Annotated in this window: 21 protein-coding genes; 15 read left to right on the top strand and 6 right to left on the bottom strand. The window is 63.3% G+C overall.

Annotated elements, in window-relative coordinates:
- Positions 1-2: 2 nt before the first annotated feature.
- The 9 genes from ACN9MZ_RS20825 to ACN9MZ_RS20785 all read left to right on the top strand — a co-directional run bounded on the left by ACN9MZ_RS20825 (position 3) and on the right by ACN9MZ_RS20785 (position 5789).
- A complete protein-coding gene (locus tag ACN9MZ_RS20825) occupies positions 3-305 on the top strand; it encodes a DUF2818 family protein (RefSeq protein WP_426338828.1) in 303 nt (100 codons plus the stop codon).
- 186 nt (positions 306-491) lie between these two features.
- Positions 492-1049 (top strand): NUDIX domain-containing protein, encoded by a 558-nt coding sequence (locus ACN9MZ_RS20820; protein ID WP_426162746.1) that lies wholly within the window; start codon positions 492-494, stop codon positions 1047-1049.
- Between the two features lie 4 nt (positions 1050-1053).
- Complete coding sequence (locus ACN9MZ_RS20815) at positions 1054-1761, top strand: hypothetical protein (protein ID WP_426338827.1); 708 nt, start codon at positions 1054-1056, stop codon at positions 1759-1761.
- A complete protein-coding gene (gene ispD / locus ACN9MZ_RS20810) occupies positions 1758-2441 on the top strand; it encodes a 2-C-methyl-D-erythritol 4-phosphate cytidylyltransferase (protein WP_426338826.1) in 684 nt (227 codons plus the stop codon). Before ACN9MZ_RS20815 ends, ispD begins: the two co-directional genes overlap by 4 nt.
- On the top strand, positions 2438-2935 hold the full coding sequence (gene ispF / locus ACN9MZ_RS20805) for a 2-C-methyl-D-erythritol 2,4-cyclodiphosphate synthase (RefSeq protein WP_426338825.1): 498 nt from the start codon (positions 2438-2440) through the stop codon (positions 2933-2935). The genes ispD and ispF overlap by 4 nt, the downstream gene beginning before the upstream one ends.
- Before the next feature lie 4 nt (positions 2936-2939).
- On the top strand, positions 2940-3860 hold the full coding sequence (locus ACN9MZ_RS20800; RefSeq protein ID WP_426338824.1) for a cupin-like domain-containing protein: 921 nt from the start codon (positions 2940-2942) through the stop codon (positions 3858-3860).
- Between the two features lie 327 nt (positions 3861-4187).
- Positions 4188-4490, top strand: a complete 303-nt coding sequence (locus tag ACN9MZ_RS20795) for a hypothetical protein (protein ID WP_426338823.1) — start codon at positions 4188-4190, stop codon at positions 4488-4490.
- A gap of 10 nt (positions 4491-4500) precedes the next feature.
- Positions 4501-5361: a hypothetical protein gene (locus ACN9MZ_RS20790; protein ID WP_426338822.1), complete on the top strand. Its 861-nt coding sequence runs from the start codon at positions 4501-4503 to the stop codon at positions 5359-5361.
- Positions 5362-5378: 17 nt separating this feature from the next.
- Positions 5379-5789 (top strand): VOC family protein, encoded by a 411-nt coding sequence (locus ACN9MZ_RS20785; RefSeq protein ID WP_426162730.1) that lies wholly within the window; start codon positions 5379-5381, stop codon positions 5787-5789.
- On the opposite strand, the gene ACN9MZ_RS20780 is transcribed toward ACN9MZ_RS20785, so the two are convergent.
- The 4 genes from ACN9MZ_RS20780 to ACN9MZ_RS20765 all read right to left on the bottom strand — a co-directional run bounded on the left by ACN9MZ_RS20780 (position 5790) and on the right by ACN9MZ_RS20765 (position 9682).
- Positions 5790-6767 (bottom strand): FHA domain-containing protein, encoded by a 978-nt coding sequence (locus ACN9MZ_RS20780; RefSeq protein ID WP_426338821.1) that lies wholly within the window; start codon positions 6765-6767, stop codon positions 5790-5792.
- A complete protein-coding gene (locus tag ACN9MZ_RS20775; protein ID WP_426338820.1) occupies positions 6764-8080 on the bottom strand; it encodes a S1 family peptidase in 1317 nt (438 codons plus the stop codon). The genes ACN9MZ_RS20780 and ACN9MZ_RS20775 overlap by 4 nt, the downstream gene beginning before the upstream one ends.
- Before the next feature lie 32 nt (positions 8081-8112).
- A complete protein-coding gene (ribA, locus tag ACN9MZ_RS20770; RefSeq protein WP_426162722.1) occupies positions 8113-8766 on the bottom strand; it encodes a GTP cyclohydrolase II in 654 nt (217 codons plus the stop codon).
- A 217-nt stretch (positions 8767-8983) separates the two neighbouring features.
- On the bottom strand, positions 8984-9682 hold the full coding sequence (locus ACN9MZ_RS20765) for a pirin family protein (protein WP_426338819.1): 699 nt from the start codon (positions 9680-9682) through the stop codon (positions 8984-8986).
- A gap of 105 nt (positions 9683-9787) precedes the next feature.
- On the opposite strand from ACN9MZ_RS20765, the gene ACN9MZ_RS20760 reads away from it, so the two are divergent.
- From ACN9MZ_RS20760 to ACN9MZ_RS20750, 3 genes are all read left to right on the top strand, one after another.
- Positions 9788-10717, top strand: coding sequence for a LysR substrate-binding domain-containing protein (locus ACN9MZ_RS20760; RefSeq protein ID WP_426338818.1), 930 nt, complete (start codon positions 9788-9790; stop codon positions 10715-10717).
- A 104-nt stretch (positions 10718-10821) separates the two neighbouring features.
- The gene (locus tag ACN9MZ_RS20755; RefSeq protein ID WP_426338817.1) at positions 10822-11361 is read left to right on the top strand and encodes a glutathione binding-like protein; all 540 of its coding nucleotides are present in this window, start codon (positions 10822-10824) and stop codon (positions 11359-11361) included.
- Complete coding sequence (locus ACN9MZ_RS20750; RefSeq protein ID WP_426338816.1) at positions 11358-12269, top strand: DMT family transporter; 912 nt, start codon at positions 11358-11360, stop codon at positions 12267-12269. The genes ACN9MZ_RS20755 and ACN9MZ_RS20750 overlap by 4 nt, the downstream gene beginning before the upstream one ends.
- Here ACN9MZ_RS20750 and ACN9MZ_RS20745 read toward each other — a convergent pair.
- The gene (locus ACN9MZ_RS20745; protein ID WP_426338815.1) at positions 12266-12607 is read right to left on the bottom strand and encodes a KGG domain-containing protein; all 342 of its coding nucleotides are present in this window, start codon (positions 12605-12607) and stop codon (positions 12266-12268) included. The genes ACN9MZ_RS20750 and ACN9MZ_RS20745 overlap by 4 nt on opposite strands.
- Before the next feature lie 127 nt (positions 12608-12734).
- Between ACN9MZ_RS20745 and ACN9MZ_RS20740 the strand changes: the two genes are divergently transcribed.
- Genes ACN9MZ_RS20740 through ACN9MZ_RS20730 form a run of 3 tightly spaced genes read left to right on the top strand, consistent with a single transcriptional unit; the run spans position 12735 to position 13938 of the window.
- Positions 12735-13160: a DUF1810 domain-containing protein gene (locus ACN9MZ_RS20740; protein ID WP_426338814.1), complete on the top strand. Its 426-nt coding sequence runs from the start codon at positions 12735-12737 to the stop codon at positions 13158-13160.
- Complete coding sequence (locus ACN9MZ_RS20735) at positions 13157-13537, top strand: glutaredoxin domain-containing protein (protein ID WP_426338813.1); 381 nt, start codon at positions 13157-13159, stop codon at positions 13535-13537. Before ACN9MZ_RS20740 ends, ACN9MZ_RS20735 begins: the two co-directional genes overlap by 4 nt.
- Positions 13537-13938 (top strand): PPC domain-containing DNA-binding protein, encoded by a 402-nt coding sequence (locus ACN9MZ_RS20730; RefSeq protein WP_426342937.1) that lies wholly within the window; start codon positions 13537-13539, stop codon positions 13936-13938. Before ACN9MZ_RS20735 ends, ACN9MZ_RS20730 begins: the two co-directional genes overlap by 1 nt.
- Here the strand turns inward: ACN9MZ_RS20730 and ACN9MZ_RS20725 are convergent.
- On the bottom strand, positions 13895-15142 hold the full coding sequence (locus tag ACN9MZ_RS20725) for a dipeptidase (protein WP_426338812.1): 1248 nt from the start codon (positions 15140-15142) through the stop codon (positions 13895-13897). The genes ACN9MZ_RS20730 and ACN9MZ_RS20725 overlap by 44 nt on opposite strands.
- Between the last annotated feature and the right edge of the window lie 60 nt (positions 15143-15202).

Below are 15202 nucleotides of genomic sequence, written 5' to 3'. Positions count from 1 at the left end.
AGATGGACGTCAATGCTTCAGCCTGGCTGGTCATCCTGCTTGCAGTGGTGGCCGCCAACCTGCCTTTTCTGAACGAGAAGGTATTTGCCCTGATTCCGCTGAAGGCCGCACGCAAGCCATTCCTGGTGCGGCTGGCGGAACTGGCAGTGCTGTACATCGCCGTTGGCGGCATCGGCATTGCGCTCGAATCCCGCATCGGCACCGCGTTTCCGCAGAACTGGGAGTTCTACTGGGTCGCGGCGTTCGCCTTCCTGGTGTTTGCTTTTCCTGGCTTCGTGGTACGCTACCTGCGTAAACATCACTAAAACCGGCAAACCTGGGGCTGACCCAATGGGCAGACCCACTACGGTCTCCTGGCTGCGGGTTTCGGTTGTGGGCCTTTGATTTTCTCAAAATGTCAAAAGCCCTAAACCATAACCCCAAGCTGTAAAACCGTTGTGGGTCAGACCCTGCGGGTCTGACCCGGGTTTATCGGTTTTAAAAAGCAAACCATGGACAAACACCTCAAAGAAACCAAAATAGACGGCAGCATCGCCTACGACGGCGGCTTCCTGAAAGTCCACCGCGACACGGTCAGCCTGCCGGACGGCAAGCACACCAAGCGCGAATACATCCGCCATCCCGGCGCCGTAGTCATCATCCCCGTGCTCGATAACGGCAAGGTCCTGCTGGAGCGCCAATACCGCTACCCCAACGACCGCGTCTTCATCGAACTCCCCGCGGGCAAGATCGACCCCGGCGAAGACCCTCTGGCCTGCGCCATGCGCGAGCTGGAAGAGGAAACCGGCTACACCGCCGCCGACTGGCAATTCGTGAGCACCATCCACAACGCCATCGCCTACTCGGACGAGCACCTGGACATCTACCTGGCGCGCGGCCTGACCGCCGGCGAAGTAAAGCTGGACGACGGCGAATTCATCGAAACCATCACCGCCAGCGTGGATGAAATGCTGGACTGGGTCCGCAGCGGCAAGATCACCGACGTCAAGACCGTGATCGGCGCCTTCTGGCTCGACAAGCTGCGCGCCGGCGCCTGGAAGCTGGACTGAGGCCATGAACGGCATGCGCTGCCTGCTACTGGTTGGAGCCCTCGCGGCAAACCAGGCGCAGGCAGCGCCGGTGCAGCGCACGCCATTCCAGGTCCGCTGCGAAGATACGATCAGCAAGACAGTCTCGGTGCTGTCGGCGCGCCAGAACGGCTACACCGTCAACACCCAGCTGTCGTACAAGCAGCTCTCGGCCATGCGCACCGAAAAAATGCCGGTCACCGGCTATGTGCTGGGGCTGACCCGCACCGAGTCGCGCGTGCAGATCGCTCTCGACGGCCCGATGCTTACCGACCCGGCCAGTGGCTACGAGTGCGTGGCGCCGCAGATCAAGGTACAGTTGACCTATGCGCCTGTGCGCATTTATGTCGGCAATGAATTCCCGCCGGGCACTTGCGGTTACGCGGAGATCCTGACGCACGAACTGCGCCACATGAACGCCTACATGGACCACCTGGTCAAGGTCGAGGACGTGGTGCGCACTGCATTGGCGCGGCGCTTCGAGGCCAAGCCGCTCTATGCCCCGGCCGGCACCGCACGCTCGGCCCTGGCGCACGAGATCGACAGCGGCTGGCTGCCGTACATCAAGGCCGAAATGGCCAAGGTGGAGGTGCAGCAGGCCCTGATCGATTCGCCGGCAGAATACGCTCGCTTGAGCAAGGCGTGCAACGGCGAGATACAAACCATTTTAAGGAAGTCACGTAGCAGAAAATGAAGCGATACTTCGCATTGATTCCCGCCGCCGGCGTTGGCGCGCGCATGGCGGCCGCCAGCCCCAAACAGTACTTGCCCATCAACGGCGTGCCGATGCTGCAGCATACGCTTGAAGCGTTTCGCCGCAGCGAACTGATTGCACACACCTATGTGGTGGTGAGCGCCGGCGACGGCTATATCGATTCCATCACCCCCGAACTTGGCGTGACGGTCCTGCGCTGCGGCGGCGCCACGCGCATGGATTCGATCCTGAACGGCTTGCGCGTCATTCGCGCCAACGTGGACGATGACGACATGGTGCTGGTGCACGACGCTGCACGTCCCGGCCTGACGCCGGCCCTGATCGCAAAGCTGATTGCCGCTGTCGGCGACCACGAGGGCGGGGGGCTGCTTGCTCTGCCGGTGGTGGACACGGTAAAGTCCACCCGCACTGGCACTGTGCAGACCACGCCGCGCGACGGCCTGTGGCTGGCGCAGACACCCCAGATGTTCTCGTACGCGCTGCTGCTGCGCGCCTTGGCGCTGGCGCCGGACCCGAACGCCATCACCGATGACGCAAGTGCCGTCGAGATGCTTGGCTTCTCGCCGAAACTGGTGGAAGGCCACCCGCGCAATATGAAGGTCACGCTGCCGACCGATATCGCGATCGCAGAAATGTATTTAGGACAGGATTCAAAATGACGCAACTCCCATTCCGCATCGGCCAGGGCTATGACTCGCACCGCCTGATTGAAGGCCGCAAGCTGATACTGGGCGGGGTCGAGATCCCTCACGAACGCGGCCTGCTGGGGCACTCGGATGCCGATGCGCTGCTGCATGCGATCACCGACGCCATCCTCGGCGCGGCGGCGCTGGGCGATATCGGCAAGCACTTCCCGGATACGGCCGAAGAATTCCGCGGCGCTGATTCGCGCGTCCTGCTGCGCGAAGCGGCCAAGCGCGTGCGCGCCACCGGCTACGATATCGGCAATGTGGACTGCACCATCATCGCCCAGCGCCCGAAGATGGCGCCGCACATCGCGACCATGGCGGCCAATATCGCCGCCGACCTGGGTGTGCCGGCCGGCCACGTGAACGTGAAAGCCAAGACCAACGAGAAGCTCGGCTATCTCGGCCGAGAAGAAGGCATCAATGCCGAAGCTGTAGCGCTGCTGGTGCTGCGCCAAGGGGCGTAAGGGCATGACGTCACGCCAGCTGCCGCGCGAACCAGCGCCCGGCGCTCCGCTTGCCGCCTCGCGCCTGCCGCCGCTCGAAGCCTCGCGCAATGTACCGGACGGCGAGGCTGCGCAAGCGGCCAAGGCCGAAGCGCGCGAGCGACGCGACGCAGCGGTGCGCGGTGTATCTTCGATGCAGGAGATGCGTGAAGCCATCCGCGCGGCAGCGCGCGCCTTGCCGGACATCGATGCCGTGCCGCGCGTACGCCCGATGAGCGCAACCGCGTTCCGCACACGGGCGCGTGAAGGGCTGCCATTCCTGATTCCCGGCGCAGTTGCGCGCTGGCCGATTTGCGCGCTCGGCCCGGAAGTGCTGCGAGAGCGCTTTGGTGATGTACACGTACGCGCACGCGTTGGCGACTACGTCGGCACTGCCTTCGCGCCCGACCGCGCGATGCAGGACATGACCATGCGCGAGTATCTCGATCTCGCCGATGAGGCGGAGGGATTGCCGCCATACCTCGGCAACCTCGAACTGCGCGAGTTGAATAGCCTGTGCCACTGGCCGGCTTACTTCGAAAAGATGGGGCCACCGAGGTTCTGGATCGGCCCAGCAGGAACTGTCACGCCGCTGCACAGCGACTTCGACGACAACATCTTCGCGCAGCTGTGGGGCATCAAGCGGATTTTCCTCGCACCGCCGCACCACGACGAATTCCTTTACTCCCGCGAGGCCAATCCGGTCTTGTTCGGCAGCCCGTTCGATCCCGAAGCACCGGACTTCGAACGCTACCCGCTGGCGCGGCAGGCCACGATGATCGAAGTGATCGTCCAGCCAGGCGACATGCTCTATGTTCCAGCTGGATGGTACCACCAGGTGCGCGCACTGACATTCTCGCTGTCATCTAACCGCTGGGCGCGCGGTAAACCTTTTACTTTGGCTTGAAAGACCTGTATGTGGCCGTTCTCAAAGAACAAAATTGCGAGCACCGGTCACGCCAGAATGGGGAACGCAGCCGATGGAATTGCTACCTGAGCTAGATGGCGATTCCAGAGTCGTGTTTGCATCTCTTGCGGAGTTCATGGCTTTCGTCGGGAAGGTAAAAAGGGAAGGCCTATGGCTCAGTAATCTCCATCCCTCAAGGTCCCCTACTGTTGAGGATCAAGCTGCTTGCGCCTTGCGAGCGGTTGAGGTCAAGCAGGCGGGACGGCAAGTTGATTCTCAAGCGCTTCGACGGCACATGTGTTGAGGTGGATCAGGTAAGATCGCGGGATGACTAGGGATACTTTTGATTACCGCGATGTGGCAGTGGAGTCGGTCGAGGAATACGGCCAGGTGGTGGTGCGGCCGGTGAATGGGCAGGCGTTCAGCCCGGAAATGCGGGTTCAGTGCTCGCGGCAGTTGCGCGATACGGCCGTTTATCCGCTGGGTACCTGTTTCCTAGTGCTGGCGAAGATGACCGACCGTCTCGGTGGGGAGCCTTACCTGTACGTCTTCCACGGCGACCCGGTCAAGGTGCTGACGCCTGCGCAGCTCGAGACTTTCCTCAATGACCGCCGCCGCTTGCGGATCTAGGAGAATATTGATGAAGCTTGTTTTTGCTGCTTTGCTGGCGGCGCCGGCATTGGTGATTGCACAGGCGGCCGATCCTCAGCCTGACGAACTATTGCAAATCGCATTCCCGAAGTGGGTCGACGAGGAGGGCGGGCGCATGCAGTCGATCCCGACCAGCGCCGCAACGCGCGGCTGGAATGCAAAACAAGGCCGGAAACGACATGTCATCGTGGTGCCGCGCCAGGTAGTGCGCGTGGCTCCGGACCGCATCGTGCTGCTGGCGAGCATGATGCCGGCAGGCGATGGCGGCGAGCCGCAAGTTGCACACGGTACGCCGGCCGGCCTTGCCGCCTATACCTTCAAGCCCGGCAAGGACGGTTGGAAGATCGCCAGGCGCCAGGAGCCGTTCGCCCTGCAGGGCTTTGAAGGACGGGTGCAGTTGGCGACGGTTCCTTTGTCTGCAAAGTCGCAGGCGTTGCAAGCGACCTGGGGAAGCTGCTGGCAAGGGCATTGCGTGGATGTCGTCGCGCTGTATGCAATCGGCGCCGACGGCGTGAAAGCGCAGCCGCTCCTGCTGCAAAAGATCAAGGGCAGTAACGTCTACTCGCGCCCCGATTGCGTCGAGCGCCTGGGCGGCATCGTGCAAGGCTTGCAGCCTGCCGATCCGGTTTACTCTGACGAGAAAGTGCCGCCGGGCCAATGCTATGACATCGAAGGGCGCTGGGAGCTTGCCGGTGCAAGCGCACTGACGCTGCGTTTCACTGGCGCGATGAGCAAGGCAGGGAAGGACGGCAATGCTCCTGCGCAGCGCATTGACCAGACGATGAAGTTCGAATTCCGTGGCGGGCGCTACGTGCCCGTCTCCGGCAGCAATCCCGTTCCGGACGCATAAATCAAAGGAGACCTACGTTGATCAAGATTCGCGAAATTGACCACATCGTACTGCGCGTTGTCGATGCCGACCGCATGATCCGCTTCTATACCGAAGTGCTGGGCTGTACGATCGAGCGCCGCCAGGACGAGATCGGCCTGATCCAGCTGCGCGCAGGCAGCTCGCTGGTGGACCTGGTGCCGGTCGATAAAAAGCTGGGCAGGATGGGCGGTGCTGCGCCGGGCAAGGAAGGCCGCAATGTCGACCATTTCTGCTTCCGCGTCGAGCCGTTTGACGAGGCAGCGATCCGCGCTCACCTGAGCGCGCACGACGTGGCGAATGGCCCGTCCGAATCGCGCTATGGTGCGGAAGGCGAAGGGCCGTCGATCTACGTCAACGACCCCGAAGGCAACACCGTCGAACTGCGCGGCGCGCCTTACGCGAGCTGATTACTCATCGTCGTCTTCGTCGTCTTTCTTGAGTTTCGAGGACTTGCGCGCTTCGTCTGCGGCCGCTTTCAGCTTGGCTGCATCGCCCATGAATTCGTCCACGCTGTGGTCTTTGCTCTGGCGTACTTCCGGCGGCAGGATCACCGACATGTAGAGTTCATCGCGCAGGCGGCCGGCGCCTTCGTAGTTGCGCATCAGGATCAGGCCCGAACCCAGGGCCAGGAATATCGCGCAGGAGGAAATGAAGGCACGCGGCTTGTGCGGCTTCACCGTGCGCAGGTGGTTGTAGATCATCGCCACCAGGATCAGCATCACCACATGGTTGCCGTAGCGCGTGAACACTTCCGCCGACCAGGCATAGGCCAGCACGCCGCTCAAAGCCTTCCACGCGCCGATTGCCACCAGTCCGCTGCCAAGGATGAACAGGTGGCGTCCAAGGCGCGCATGCCCGCCGAAAATGCGATTGGCCAGGGCCCAGACGCCACTCCACACCATGCCGGCGCCGATGCCGGTGACAATCACCAGCAGGTAACGGATGGCCTGGAAGGCGCCCGTATCGGACAGCGCTTCGGTCACGCCGACGAACAGGGCAATCAGCGCCATGCCTGCCAGCGCGGGCACGCCGCCTTCCCAGGCGTGCATGGTGGTATCCGTGACTTCGGCTTCGACCGGGAATGCCGCGTCGCGCACGCGCAGGCGGCTGTGGCCGAGGCGCACCACGGTGGTCCCGTTGATCGGGACCGAGGCCTGCCGCTTGCCGTGCACCACGATGCCGTTCTGGCTGCCCAGGTCGCGCATCACGAGCGCACCGTCTTGCGCCAGCTCCACTACGGCGTGGGTGGCGGCGGTATGCGCATCGTCGAGGATGAAGTCATTGTTGTAGCCGCGCCCGATGGTGATCGGCAGCTTGTCGACGCGGTGGCGATGCAGCACGTCGCCATTGCGCGCCAGGGTCTCGATGAAGAACGGGCCGTTCATTTCCTGCTCCCGCGCGCCAGCGATTCAAGGAAGGCACGCGAGGCACGCTGGCCGTTTTCATAGGATACGCCGCGCGCATCGAGGCGGCTTTGCAGGTTCATCTTGCCTTCGTCGGTGCTGGAGGTCAGCAGGGCGAAGTCGTACAGCCCGTCGAACTTGCGGTAGGCGCGCACGCACATCACGGCGCGCATCGGCAGGGTGCTGTTCTTGACGAATTGTTCGGTGCACATCGGGCCGGTCAGGCGCTTGTCCTTGTGGCTGCCGAAGCTCTCGTTCTTGAACGAGTTGCTGGACAGGACAGCGAAGCGCACTTCATCCAGGCCGGTACTCTTCATGTATTGATGCTGGATCTGCACCTGGCCGGTCTGCAGCGAGCCGGAGACGAACAGCGAGGACTCCATCTGGCAATTGGTGACTTCCACCTGGAATGAATCGCGGTCGTTGGACCGTCCCCAGCAGCGCATCTGTTCCGATTCGCGTACCGGCACGGAGTACGGTCCCATGGCCTTGGCCGACAGCGGTTTTTCCAGCAACTGGTCGATCATGGCCTTTTGGTGCACCAGAAGTTGCTGCGCGACGATGGCGGTGAAGTCCTTCGGCGGCTTGGTTTCCGGATCGACTTTCTTCAGCAGTTCTTGCGCGTAGCGGGCAGGGACCAGGAAGGACACCAGCTCGCCATCGAGGCGCTTGGAGACGTTGATGCCGGCTACCGCGCCATCCACGGTCACGCTCGGGCCGCCGCTCATGCCTGCGTTGATCGGCCCCGTGAACATCAGCTGTTCGTAGAAGCTGCGCGCGATGACGCCGTTGAACGAACCTTCGGAAATGGCAAAGCCAAGGTCGAGCGGATTGCCCAGAGAGTAAAGGTACTGGCCTTGCGTCAGCGTGACTGGCTTGTCGCCCAGCTTGAAGTAGCCGGTGCCGTAGCGGTTGACGCGCACCACGGCCAGGTCGTGCAGCACATCCACCGCCAGCAATTCGATGTTGCCGCGCTGGCCGGCGGTATCGACCCACTCGCCGGTGTAGGTGTCCGGGTCGAGTGCGAACTGCGAAACAACGTGGTAGTTGGTCAGCACCAGGTTGGAGGTGCCGACCAGGAAGCCGGAACCGACCGAGGATTGGGTACGGCCTGTTTTCAGCAGCGATCGTACCTGCAGCAGGTCGGCCTTGGCGGCGGAATAGAGTTTTTGCGCGGTGCTCGATGGTGTCGGCAGGGCGACTGCATCGGAGGCGGGGGCTGGTGCCTGCTGGGCGTTGGCTGCCGCGCAGCCCCAGGTCAAAGTCAGTAGTAAAGCCAGTTTAGTGAATTTCATCTAATCCTTCGACCCGGGGTGTGAGACGGGGGTTACAGTTCGCCGTCTTCGGCGGCTGGCGGAGTGACTGGGGTCATCATGTGTCCCAGTTTGAGCGCCTTGGTGTTCAGGTAGTGCTGGTTGAAGGCGTTGCGGTTGACCAGCAGCGGCACCCGTTCGGCGACTTCGACGCCAAGGCTGCCCATTGCCGCGATCTTGCGCGGGTTGTTGGTCATCAGCTTCAGGCTCTTCACGCCGAACTGTTTCAGCATCGGTTCGACCAGGGCGTAGTTGCGCTGGTCCGGCTTGAAGCCCAGTTGTTCGTTGGCCTGCACGGTGTCGGCGCCTTGCTCTTGCAAGCGGTAGGCGCGCATCTTGTTGATCAGGCCAATGCCGCGGCCTTCCTGGCGCAAGTAGAGCAGGACGCCGCGGCCTTCTTCGGCGATGCGTTTCAGCGCGCCTTCCAGCTGGGCGCCGCAGTCGCAGCGCTGGGAGAACAGCACGTCGCCGGTCAGGCATTCGGAATGGACGCGTGCCAGCACTGGCTCGCCATTGCCGATGTCGCCCAGCACCATGGCCAGGTGCTCCTTGCCAGTGGCGTGTTCGACGAAGGCATGCAGCGTGAACTGGGCCCACGGCGTCGGCAGGGCGCACGAGGTAACGTAGTCCAGGTCTTCTTTTACCGGTTGTTCTGCTACGGGCTGCATGATGCTCTTTCAATCTTTGGGTTGTGTAACCCTGCAATCATAACAAAAACCCGGTAAATCTGGGCCAGACCCATAGGGTCAGACCCCAACGGCCTCAAAGCCAGAGGTTTCGGTTGAAGGCCTTTGATCTTTTCAATCAGTCGAAAGCCTCGAACCAGAACCTATGGCGGTGCCGCAGACAGGGTCTGGCCCTTGGGCCAGACCCAGGTTTACCGGTTCAAGGCAAGTCAAACAGCAGAACTTCGACATTATCGGCATCCGACAGCGTAACCGACTCCTCACCGGTAATCTTGGCAGCATCACCACCTTTCAGCTCGGTGCCATTGACGCTCAACGTGCCGCGGATCACATGCACATAGGCCTGCCGCCCCGCGCCCAGCGCATGCACCGCCCCTGCGCCGCCATTCAGGATGGAGGCGTAGATCAACGCGTCCTGGTGCACCAGCACCGACCCCTCTCGCCCATCCGGCGATGCGATCAGCCGCAAGGCGCCGGTTTTGCTTTCCGGCGTAAAGTGCTTTTCCTCGTAGCCAGGTTCGATGCCGCCCTGCGAAGGCTGGATCCAGATCTGCAGGAAATGCACGCCTTCCTTGTTCGAGTGGTTGTACTCGGAGTGCCGCACGCCAGTGCCAGCCGTCATGCGCTGCACGTCGCCGTAGTGCAGGACCGAGCCATTGCCCATGCTGTCCTTGTGTTCCAGCGCACCGCTCAACACGTAAGAGATGATCTCCATGTCGCGGTGGCCGTGGGTGCCGAATCCCTGGCCCGGCGACACCTTGTCCTCGTTAATCACCTGCAGGGGGCCGAAACCGACATGGTTCGGGTCATAGTAGTGGCCGAAAGAGAAGCTGTGTTTCGAATCCAGCCAGCCAAAATTGGCAACGCCACGGTCTTCAGATTTGCGTACTTGCAACATTATTAGCTCCTTGTGCGATAATTTCGATCAGATGTTTCACAGTATAAGCGTGGGCAATCGTGTTAAAAAGCGAATAATTTGCCTGTCTATGATCGAAAAAATCGAATGCTCAGACTCAGCCTGGAAGCCCTGCAAATCGTCGACGCCATCGACCGTGGCGGTTCCTTTGCCGCCGCCGCGCGGGAGTTGTACCGCGTCCCTTCGACCATTTCCTATACAGTCGGCAAGCTGGAAGAGGAGCTTGGGGTGCAAGTGTTCGAGCGCTTCGGCCCGCGCGTTGAACTGACAGCTGCGGGGCACGAACTGCTGAAGGAGGGGCGCTACTTGCTCAAGGCGGCGGGCGACCTGGAGCAGCGCGTGCGGCGCGTTGCCTCCGGCTGGGAAACGGAGCTGGCAGTCGGCCTGGACTCCATGTTCGGCGCAGCCGTGCTGGCGCAGGACGTGCGTGCTTTCTATGAGGTCACCCAGCAGACCCGCCTGCGCCTGGTGCAGGAAACGCTCGGCGGCAGCTGGGAGGCTTTGCTGGACCGGCGCGTGGATCTCGTGGTCGGCGCGCCCGGCGACGGTCCGGCCGGCGGCGGTTATGTGTCGCAGCCGATCGGCCAGTTGAAATGGGTGTTCGCGGTCGCGCCGCAGCATCCGCTGGCTCAGCTGCCCGGCCGCCTGGGCCGCAACGAGTTGCAGCTGCACCGCGCGATTGCCACGGCCGATTCCGCACGGCTGCTGGCGCCGCGTACGGTCGGCCTGGTGCTGGGGCAGGACACGCTGACGGTGCCGACCATGCAGGCCAAATTCGACTACCAGTGCGCGGGCCTGGGCTTCGGCTTCCTGCCCGAACGCTGTGCACGCCAAGCGATTGCCGCCGGCCTGCTGGTGGAAAAGGAAGTGGAAGAGCCCAAGCCTGACGAAACTTTCTACCTCGCGTGGCGCAGCGGCGAGTCCGGCGCGGCCTTGCGCTGGTGGCGGCAGCGCATGGCAGAACCGGGCTTGTTCGAGCGTTTATGTTCCCACTTGCCAAGTGTCGCGCCCGCCTGACCACCACCAGACGACCCTGGCTCCATAAAATCACCCGTTACTGGACCTTTCTTGGGGCCATGTTGCGGCGCAAACTATCCCTGCCAACATCGAAAGGGATTGCCATGCTGGACTTCTATTACGTCGCGACACCCCAAGGGCAGCAATTGCTGATGTTCCTGGAAGAAACCGGCTTGCCGTTTCGCCGCATTCCCCACGCCAGGTCGCTGGCGATTGTCGACCACTGGCCGATGGATGCCGGCGAAGCGCTGCCGCTGCAGGAGCCGGGCGCCATGCTGCTTTACCTGGCCGAGAAGGCAGGTTTCGGCATGCCGGCCGGAATGCGCGCACGGGCAGTTGCAAGGCAGTGGCTGTTCTGGCAGAAATCCTTCGAATGCCGCAGCAATGAAACGGCTGGACTGTACAGTGCGCTCGACAAGGAACTGGCAGGGCAGGCTTACCTGTGCGGGGAGCAATACTGCGTGGCAGACATCGCCTGCTTCCCCTGGGTGAGCGCGCGCGGCGCGCGGCTGGCCGCCTATCCCAACCTGGCGCGCTGGTTCCACGCCGTCAGCCAGCGGCCGGCAACGCAGCGGGCCTATGGCGCCCCGGACAGCGCGGCGCCGCCGGCCGAAAGCGAAGCGCTGGCAGGAGTCTTGCCATGAAGCGGACCGATGCGGGCAGCATGTTGTCGGTGGCGGCGATCTGGGGCGCCTCCTATCTGTTCATCCGCGTCGGCGCGCCGGAGTTTGGCGCGGCGGCAATGGGCGGGGTGCGCGCTGTCGCAGCGGCCGGGCTGTTGTTGCCGCTGCTGTTGTGGCGTGGCCAGCTCGGCGCGCTGCGCAAGCATTGGCGCGGCATCGGCTTCGTTGGCGTGACCAATGCGGCCCTGCCTTTCCTGTTGTTCAATTTCGCTGCGCTGACGATTCCGGCAGGCCTGTCATCCATCCTGAGCGCGACCACGCCCTTGTTCGCGGCCCTGATCGGCGCCATCTGGCTCGGCGAACGGTTGACCCTCACGCGCATGGCCGGCTTGTCGCTGGGCTTTGGCGGCGTCGTGCTGCTGGTGGCGGGCAAGCTGCACTTCCTGCCGCAACATGACATGCTGCGCACGGTACTGGCCTCGCTGGCTTGCCTGGCGGCGACGCTGTTGTATGGGATTTCGGGCAATTTCAGCAAGCGCTACCTGGCCGAAGCGCCGCCGCTGGCGGTGGCAACGGGCAGCCAGATGGTGGCTGCCGTGCTCTTGATTGGCCCGGCGCTGGCGCTGTGGCCTGCCGAGCCGCCTTCGGCCAAAGCCTGGGGCGCGGTGCTGGCGCTGGCAGCGCTGTGCACCACTTTCGCGTATGTGCTGTTCTTCGGATTGATTGCGCGGCTGGGCGCGAGCAAGGCGATGAGTGCGCTGTTCCTGATCCCGGCCTTTGGCGTGCTGTGGGGCTGCCTGTTCCTGGGGGAGACGTTCTCGTTGCAGATGGGATTGAGCTGCCTGGTGATCCTCGCGGGGTGCGCGCTGACCACCGGGCTTGTTGAGCCGTCGCGCTGGACGGCTCCGTTCATGACCAGGCGCGCTTAGCGCTTGTCATCGTTTTTGTGGCTTTGGCGGCCGGCTTCGGCGTGCTGCTCAGGAGTACCGCCACGGGTGCCGCCACCGCTGCCGCCGCTGCCGCTCTGGCGGCTGCCAGAGTCGGACGAACCGGACTGGCGGTTGCCATCATTTTTGTGGCTCATGCTGCCGGCCTTGCGTGCCTCTTCCGAGGTGAACTCGTGCGCATTGCCGGAGGCATGGGCTGCCTTGCCGCCTTCGCTGGCGATTTCACGCTGCTTTTCCGGGTCCATCGAAGCGAAGCCACGGTTGCTGGTGTCGCCCGACTGTTTGGACCCGCCGCGGTTGTCTTGATTACTGGATGCCATGATCATCTCCCATTTCGGTTCAAGGAGTCGTCATGGTAGGCGCGGCAGGAAAGCCAATTAATCAGAACACGCTACCTGACTTTGTAGGACAATGGCTCATTGAAAAGTAACTTTTTCGAGACGGGCCATGTACTTACTGGATCGCTTTACCGCTGCGCAGGAAGGCGTCTACCAGCAGGTAGTTAGCGAACTGTCGGCTGGACGCAAGCGTAGCCATTGGATGTGGTTCATCTTTCCGCAAATCGCCGGCCTCGGCTCCAGCGCCATGGCACGGCATTACGCGATCAGCGGCCTGCCCGAAGCGCGGGCCTACCTGGCGCATCCCGTGCTGGGCGGGCGGCTGCGCGAGTGCAGCGCGCTGGTGCTGGCTGTCCAGGGAACCACGGTCCATGGTATCTTCGGGTCGCCGGACAATATGAAATTCCATTCGTCGATGACGCTGTTCGCGCAAGCCGCGCCGGACGAAGCGCTGTTCCGCGCTTGCCTCGACAAATATTTTGGCGGCGTGCCCGACCCGGCCACGCTGGACTTACTGCACAAGGAAAAACAATGACTCGTACCATCCTCGACGACGCCCACCTGCACCCGGCCATCCGCGAACGCGTGGCGAAGAACCATGCCGACATCGTGGCGGAAGTGCAGGCGGCCATTGCGGCCAACCGCGTGGTGGTCGTCGGCATGCGCCAGAACCCGTTCCCGAAAAAGACCTGCCGCCTGCTGGACGCGCAAGGCACCAAGTATGCCTACCTCGAATACGGCAGCTACTTCAGCATGTGGCGCCGCCGCACGGCGCTGAAGATGTGGAGCGGCTGGCCGACCTTCCCGATGATCTTCATCGACGGCGTCCTGATCGGCGGCTTCAGCGACCTGGAACGCCTGATCGAGAAGGGCGAATTCACTTCGCTGGTCGCACCGCGACTGCAGGGATGATGGACGCGCTGCCTTTGCGCCTGAATCCCGGCGACGATCTGCGCAGCGCCGTCGAACAGGCGCTGCGCGATGCAGGTGCTGCTGCGGGCTACCTGGTGCAGGGCATCGGCAGCCTGTCGGTGGCGCAGCTGCGCTATGCCGGGCTGGCGCAGCCTACCGAGTTGCTGGGCGACCTGGAAATCCTGACGGTAGCCGGCTCGGTGGCGCCGGACGGCGCCCACCTGCACATGATGCTGTCCGATGCGCGCGGCCGGGTATTCGGCGGGCACGTCGGCCGCGGCTGCATCGTGCGCACCACGGCCGAATTGCTGCTCGTGCTGCTGCCGGCGCACCAGTTCTCACGCGAGCACGACCCGCTTACGGGCTTTGCGGAGCTGGCGATCCGGCGCGCGCCAGGCTAGGCTTGCGTTCCTTCTGCAGGCGGTCAGCGGCCCGTTCCGCGCCGGCGAAGGCGCGCACCAGGTTGCCGCCGGCCAGCTTGGCAAGGTCATTGTCGCTCCAGCCGCGGCGTATCAGTTCCGCAAACAGGGCAGGGTAGGTCGAAACGTCTTCCAGCCCTTCCGGGTTGATGGAGCCGTAATAATCGCCGGCGATGCCGACGTGGTCCTTGCCTGCCACGCGCGCCACGTGCTCGATGTGGTCGGCCACCATGGCCAGGGTGGCTTTCGGCTGCGGGCCGGCCTTGGCGATATACGCTTCCCTGACGGCCTTGAATTCCGGGCTGTCCGGCCTGGCGCCGGCGGCTGCTGCGGCGTCGCCCAGGCCTTTGCCCCATGCCGCCACCTGCGGCGAGACGAAGGCCGGCACAAACGTTACCATCACCACGCCGCCGTTGGCCGGCAGCCGTTTCAGTACTTCGTCCGGCACGTTGCGCGGATGGTCGTCCAGTGCGCGGGCGCTGGAGTGCGAGAAGATCACCGGCGCCTCGCTGGTGTCGAGCGCCTGCTGCATCGTTTCCGTGCTGACGTGGCTCAGGTCCACCAGCATGCCGAGGCGGTTCATTTCGCGCACCACTTCCTTGCCGAAGGGCGTCAGGCCGCCGTGCTTGCGTTCACCCATGGCGGCGTCGACCCAGTCCAGCGTGCTGTTGTGGGTCAGGGTCATGTAGCGGGCGCCGAGGTCGTAGTAGGCGCGCAGGGCGCCGAGGCTGTTTTCGATCACGTGGCCGCCTTCCATGCCGATGAAGCTGGCGATCTTGCCTTCGCGTTTGGCCTTGGCGATGTCGCTGCTGCGGGTGGCCAGCACCAGGCTTTCAGGATATTTCGCGATCATGCGGCGCGCCAGGTCGATCTGCTCCAGCTGCGCGACGGCCCAGCCGCTTTTCAGCTCGCCCGGCACGTAGACGCTCCAGAACTGGGCGGACAGCTTGCCTTGCTTCAGGCGCGCCAGGTCGGTTTCGTGCGGGGTGCGCTGGCGCAGGTCGTAGTGGTCCACGTCCATCGGATGGCCGGCGTCTTCGCGGATGGTCCAGGGCAGGTCGTTGTGGCCGTCGACCAGGGGCACGCGGTCCAGCAGGGCCTGGGCGTGGCGCAGGGCGGCGTCTGCGGCGAAGGCGGGCGAACCGCCCAGGGCTCCGCACAGCAGTGTAATGTACAGTCGGTTCACATTATCTCCGTTGAAATAGCGATTATTTTTCAAGTATGCCGCAGCGCCAAACGCCGGTAT

Origin of the sequence: Pseudoduganella sp. S-14, from assembly GCF_049913285.1 — a bacterium.
Taxonomy (GTDB): Bacteria; Pseudomonadota; Gammaproteobacteria; order Burkholderiales; family Burkholderiaceae_D; genus Rugamonas.
Note: the sequence above shows the minus strand (reverse complement) of the source record. Positions and strands in the feature narration are given on the sequence as shown.

What these genes read in the sequence shown, in the direction of transcription:
- ACN9MZ_RS20735 (WP_426338813.1), top strand. Translation starts at nt 13,157, where the DNA reads ATGACTCGTACCATCCTCGACGACGCCCACCTGCACCCGGCCATCCGC.
- ACN9MZ_RS20760 (WP_426338818.1), top strand. Translation starts at nt 9,788, where the DNA reads ATGCTCAGACTCAGCCTGGAAGCCCTGCAAATCGTCGACGCCATCGAC.
- ACN9MZ_RS20815 (WP_426338827.1), top strand. Translation starts at nt 1,054, where the DNA reads ATGAACGGCATGCGCTGCCTGCTACTGGTTGGAGCCCTCGCGGCAAAC.
- ACN9MZ_RS20790 (WP_426338822.1), top strand. Translation starts at nt 4,501, where the DNA reads ATGAAGCTTGTTTTTGCTGCTTTGCTGGCGGCGCCGGCATTGGTGATT.
- ACN9MZ_RS20750 (WP_426338816.1), top strand. Translation starts at nt 11,358, where the DNA reads ATGAAGCGGACCGATGCGGGCAGCATGTTGTCGGTGGCGGCGATCTGG.
- ACN9MZ_RS20745 (WP_426338815.1), bottom strand. Translation starts at nt 12,607, where the DNA reads ATGGCATCCAGTAATCAAGACAACCGCGGCGGGTCCAAACAGTCGGGC.
- ACN9MZ_RS20740 (WP_426338814.1), top strand. Translation starts at nt 12,735, where the DNA reads ATGTACTTACTGGATCGCTTTACCGCTGCGCAGGAAGGCGTCTACCAG.
- ACN9MZ_RS20765 (WP_426338819.1), bottom strand. Translation starts at nt 9,682, where the DNA reads ATGTTGCAAGTACGCAAATCTGAAGACCGTGGCGTTGCCAATTTTGGC.
- ACN9MZ_RS20820 (WP_426162746.1), top strand. Translation starts at nt 492, where the DNA reads ATGGACAAACACCTCAAAGAAACCAAAATAGACGGCAGCATCGCCTAC.
- ACN9MZ_RS20730 (WP_426342937.1), top strand. Translation starts at nt 13,537, where the DNA reads ATGGACGCGCTGCCTTTGCGCCTGAATCCCGGCGACGATCTGCGCAGC.
- ispF (WP_426338825.1), top strand. Translation starts at nt 2,438, where the DNA reads ATGACGCAACTCCCATTCCGCATCGGCCAGGGCTATGACTCGCACCGC.
- ACN9MZ_RS20780 (WP_426338821.1), bottom strand. Translation starts at nt 6,767, where the DNA reads ATGAACGGCCCGTTCTTCATCGAGACCCTGGCGCGCAATGGCGACGTG.
- ACN9MZ_RS20775 (WP_426338820.1), bottom strand. Translation starts at nt 8,080, where the DNA reads ATGAAATTCACTAAACTGGCTTTACTACTGACTTTGACCTGGGGCTGC.
- ACN9MZ_RS20755 (WP_426338817.1), top strand. Translation starts at nt 10,822, where the DNA reads ATGCTGGACTTCTATTACGTCGCGACACCCCAAGGGCAGCAATTGCTG.
- ACN9MZ_RS20825 (WP_426338828.1), top strand. Translation starts at nt 3, where the DNA reads ATGGACGTCAATGCTTCAGCCTGGCTGGTCATCCTGCTTGCAGTGGTG.
- ribA (WP_426162722.1), bottom strand. Translation starts at nt 8,766, where the DNA reads ATGCAGCCCGTAGCAGAACAACCGGTAAAAGAAGACCTGGACTACGTT.
- ispD (WP_426338826.1), top strand. Translation starts at nt 1,758, where the DNA reads ATGAAGCGATACTTCGCATTGATTCCCGCCGCCGGCGTTGGCGCGCGC.
- ACN9MZ_RS20795 (WP_426338823.1), top strand. Translation starts at nt 4,188, where the DNA reads ATGACTAGGGATACTTTTGATTACCGCGATGTGGCAGTGGAGTCGGTC.
- ACN9MZ_RS20800 (WP_426338824.1), top strand. Translation starts at nt 2,940, where the DNA reads ATGACGTCACGCCAGCTGCCGCGCGAACCAGCGCCCGGCGCTCCGCTT.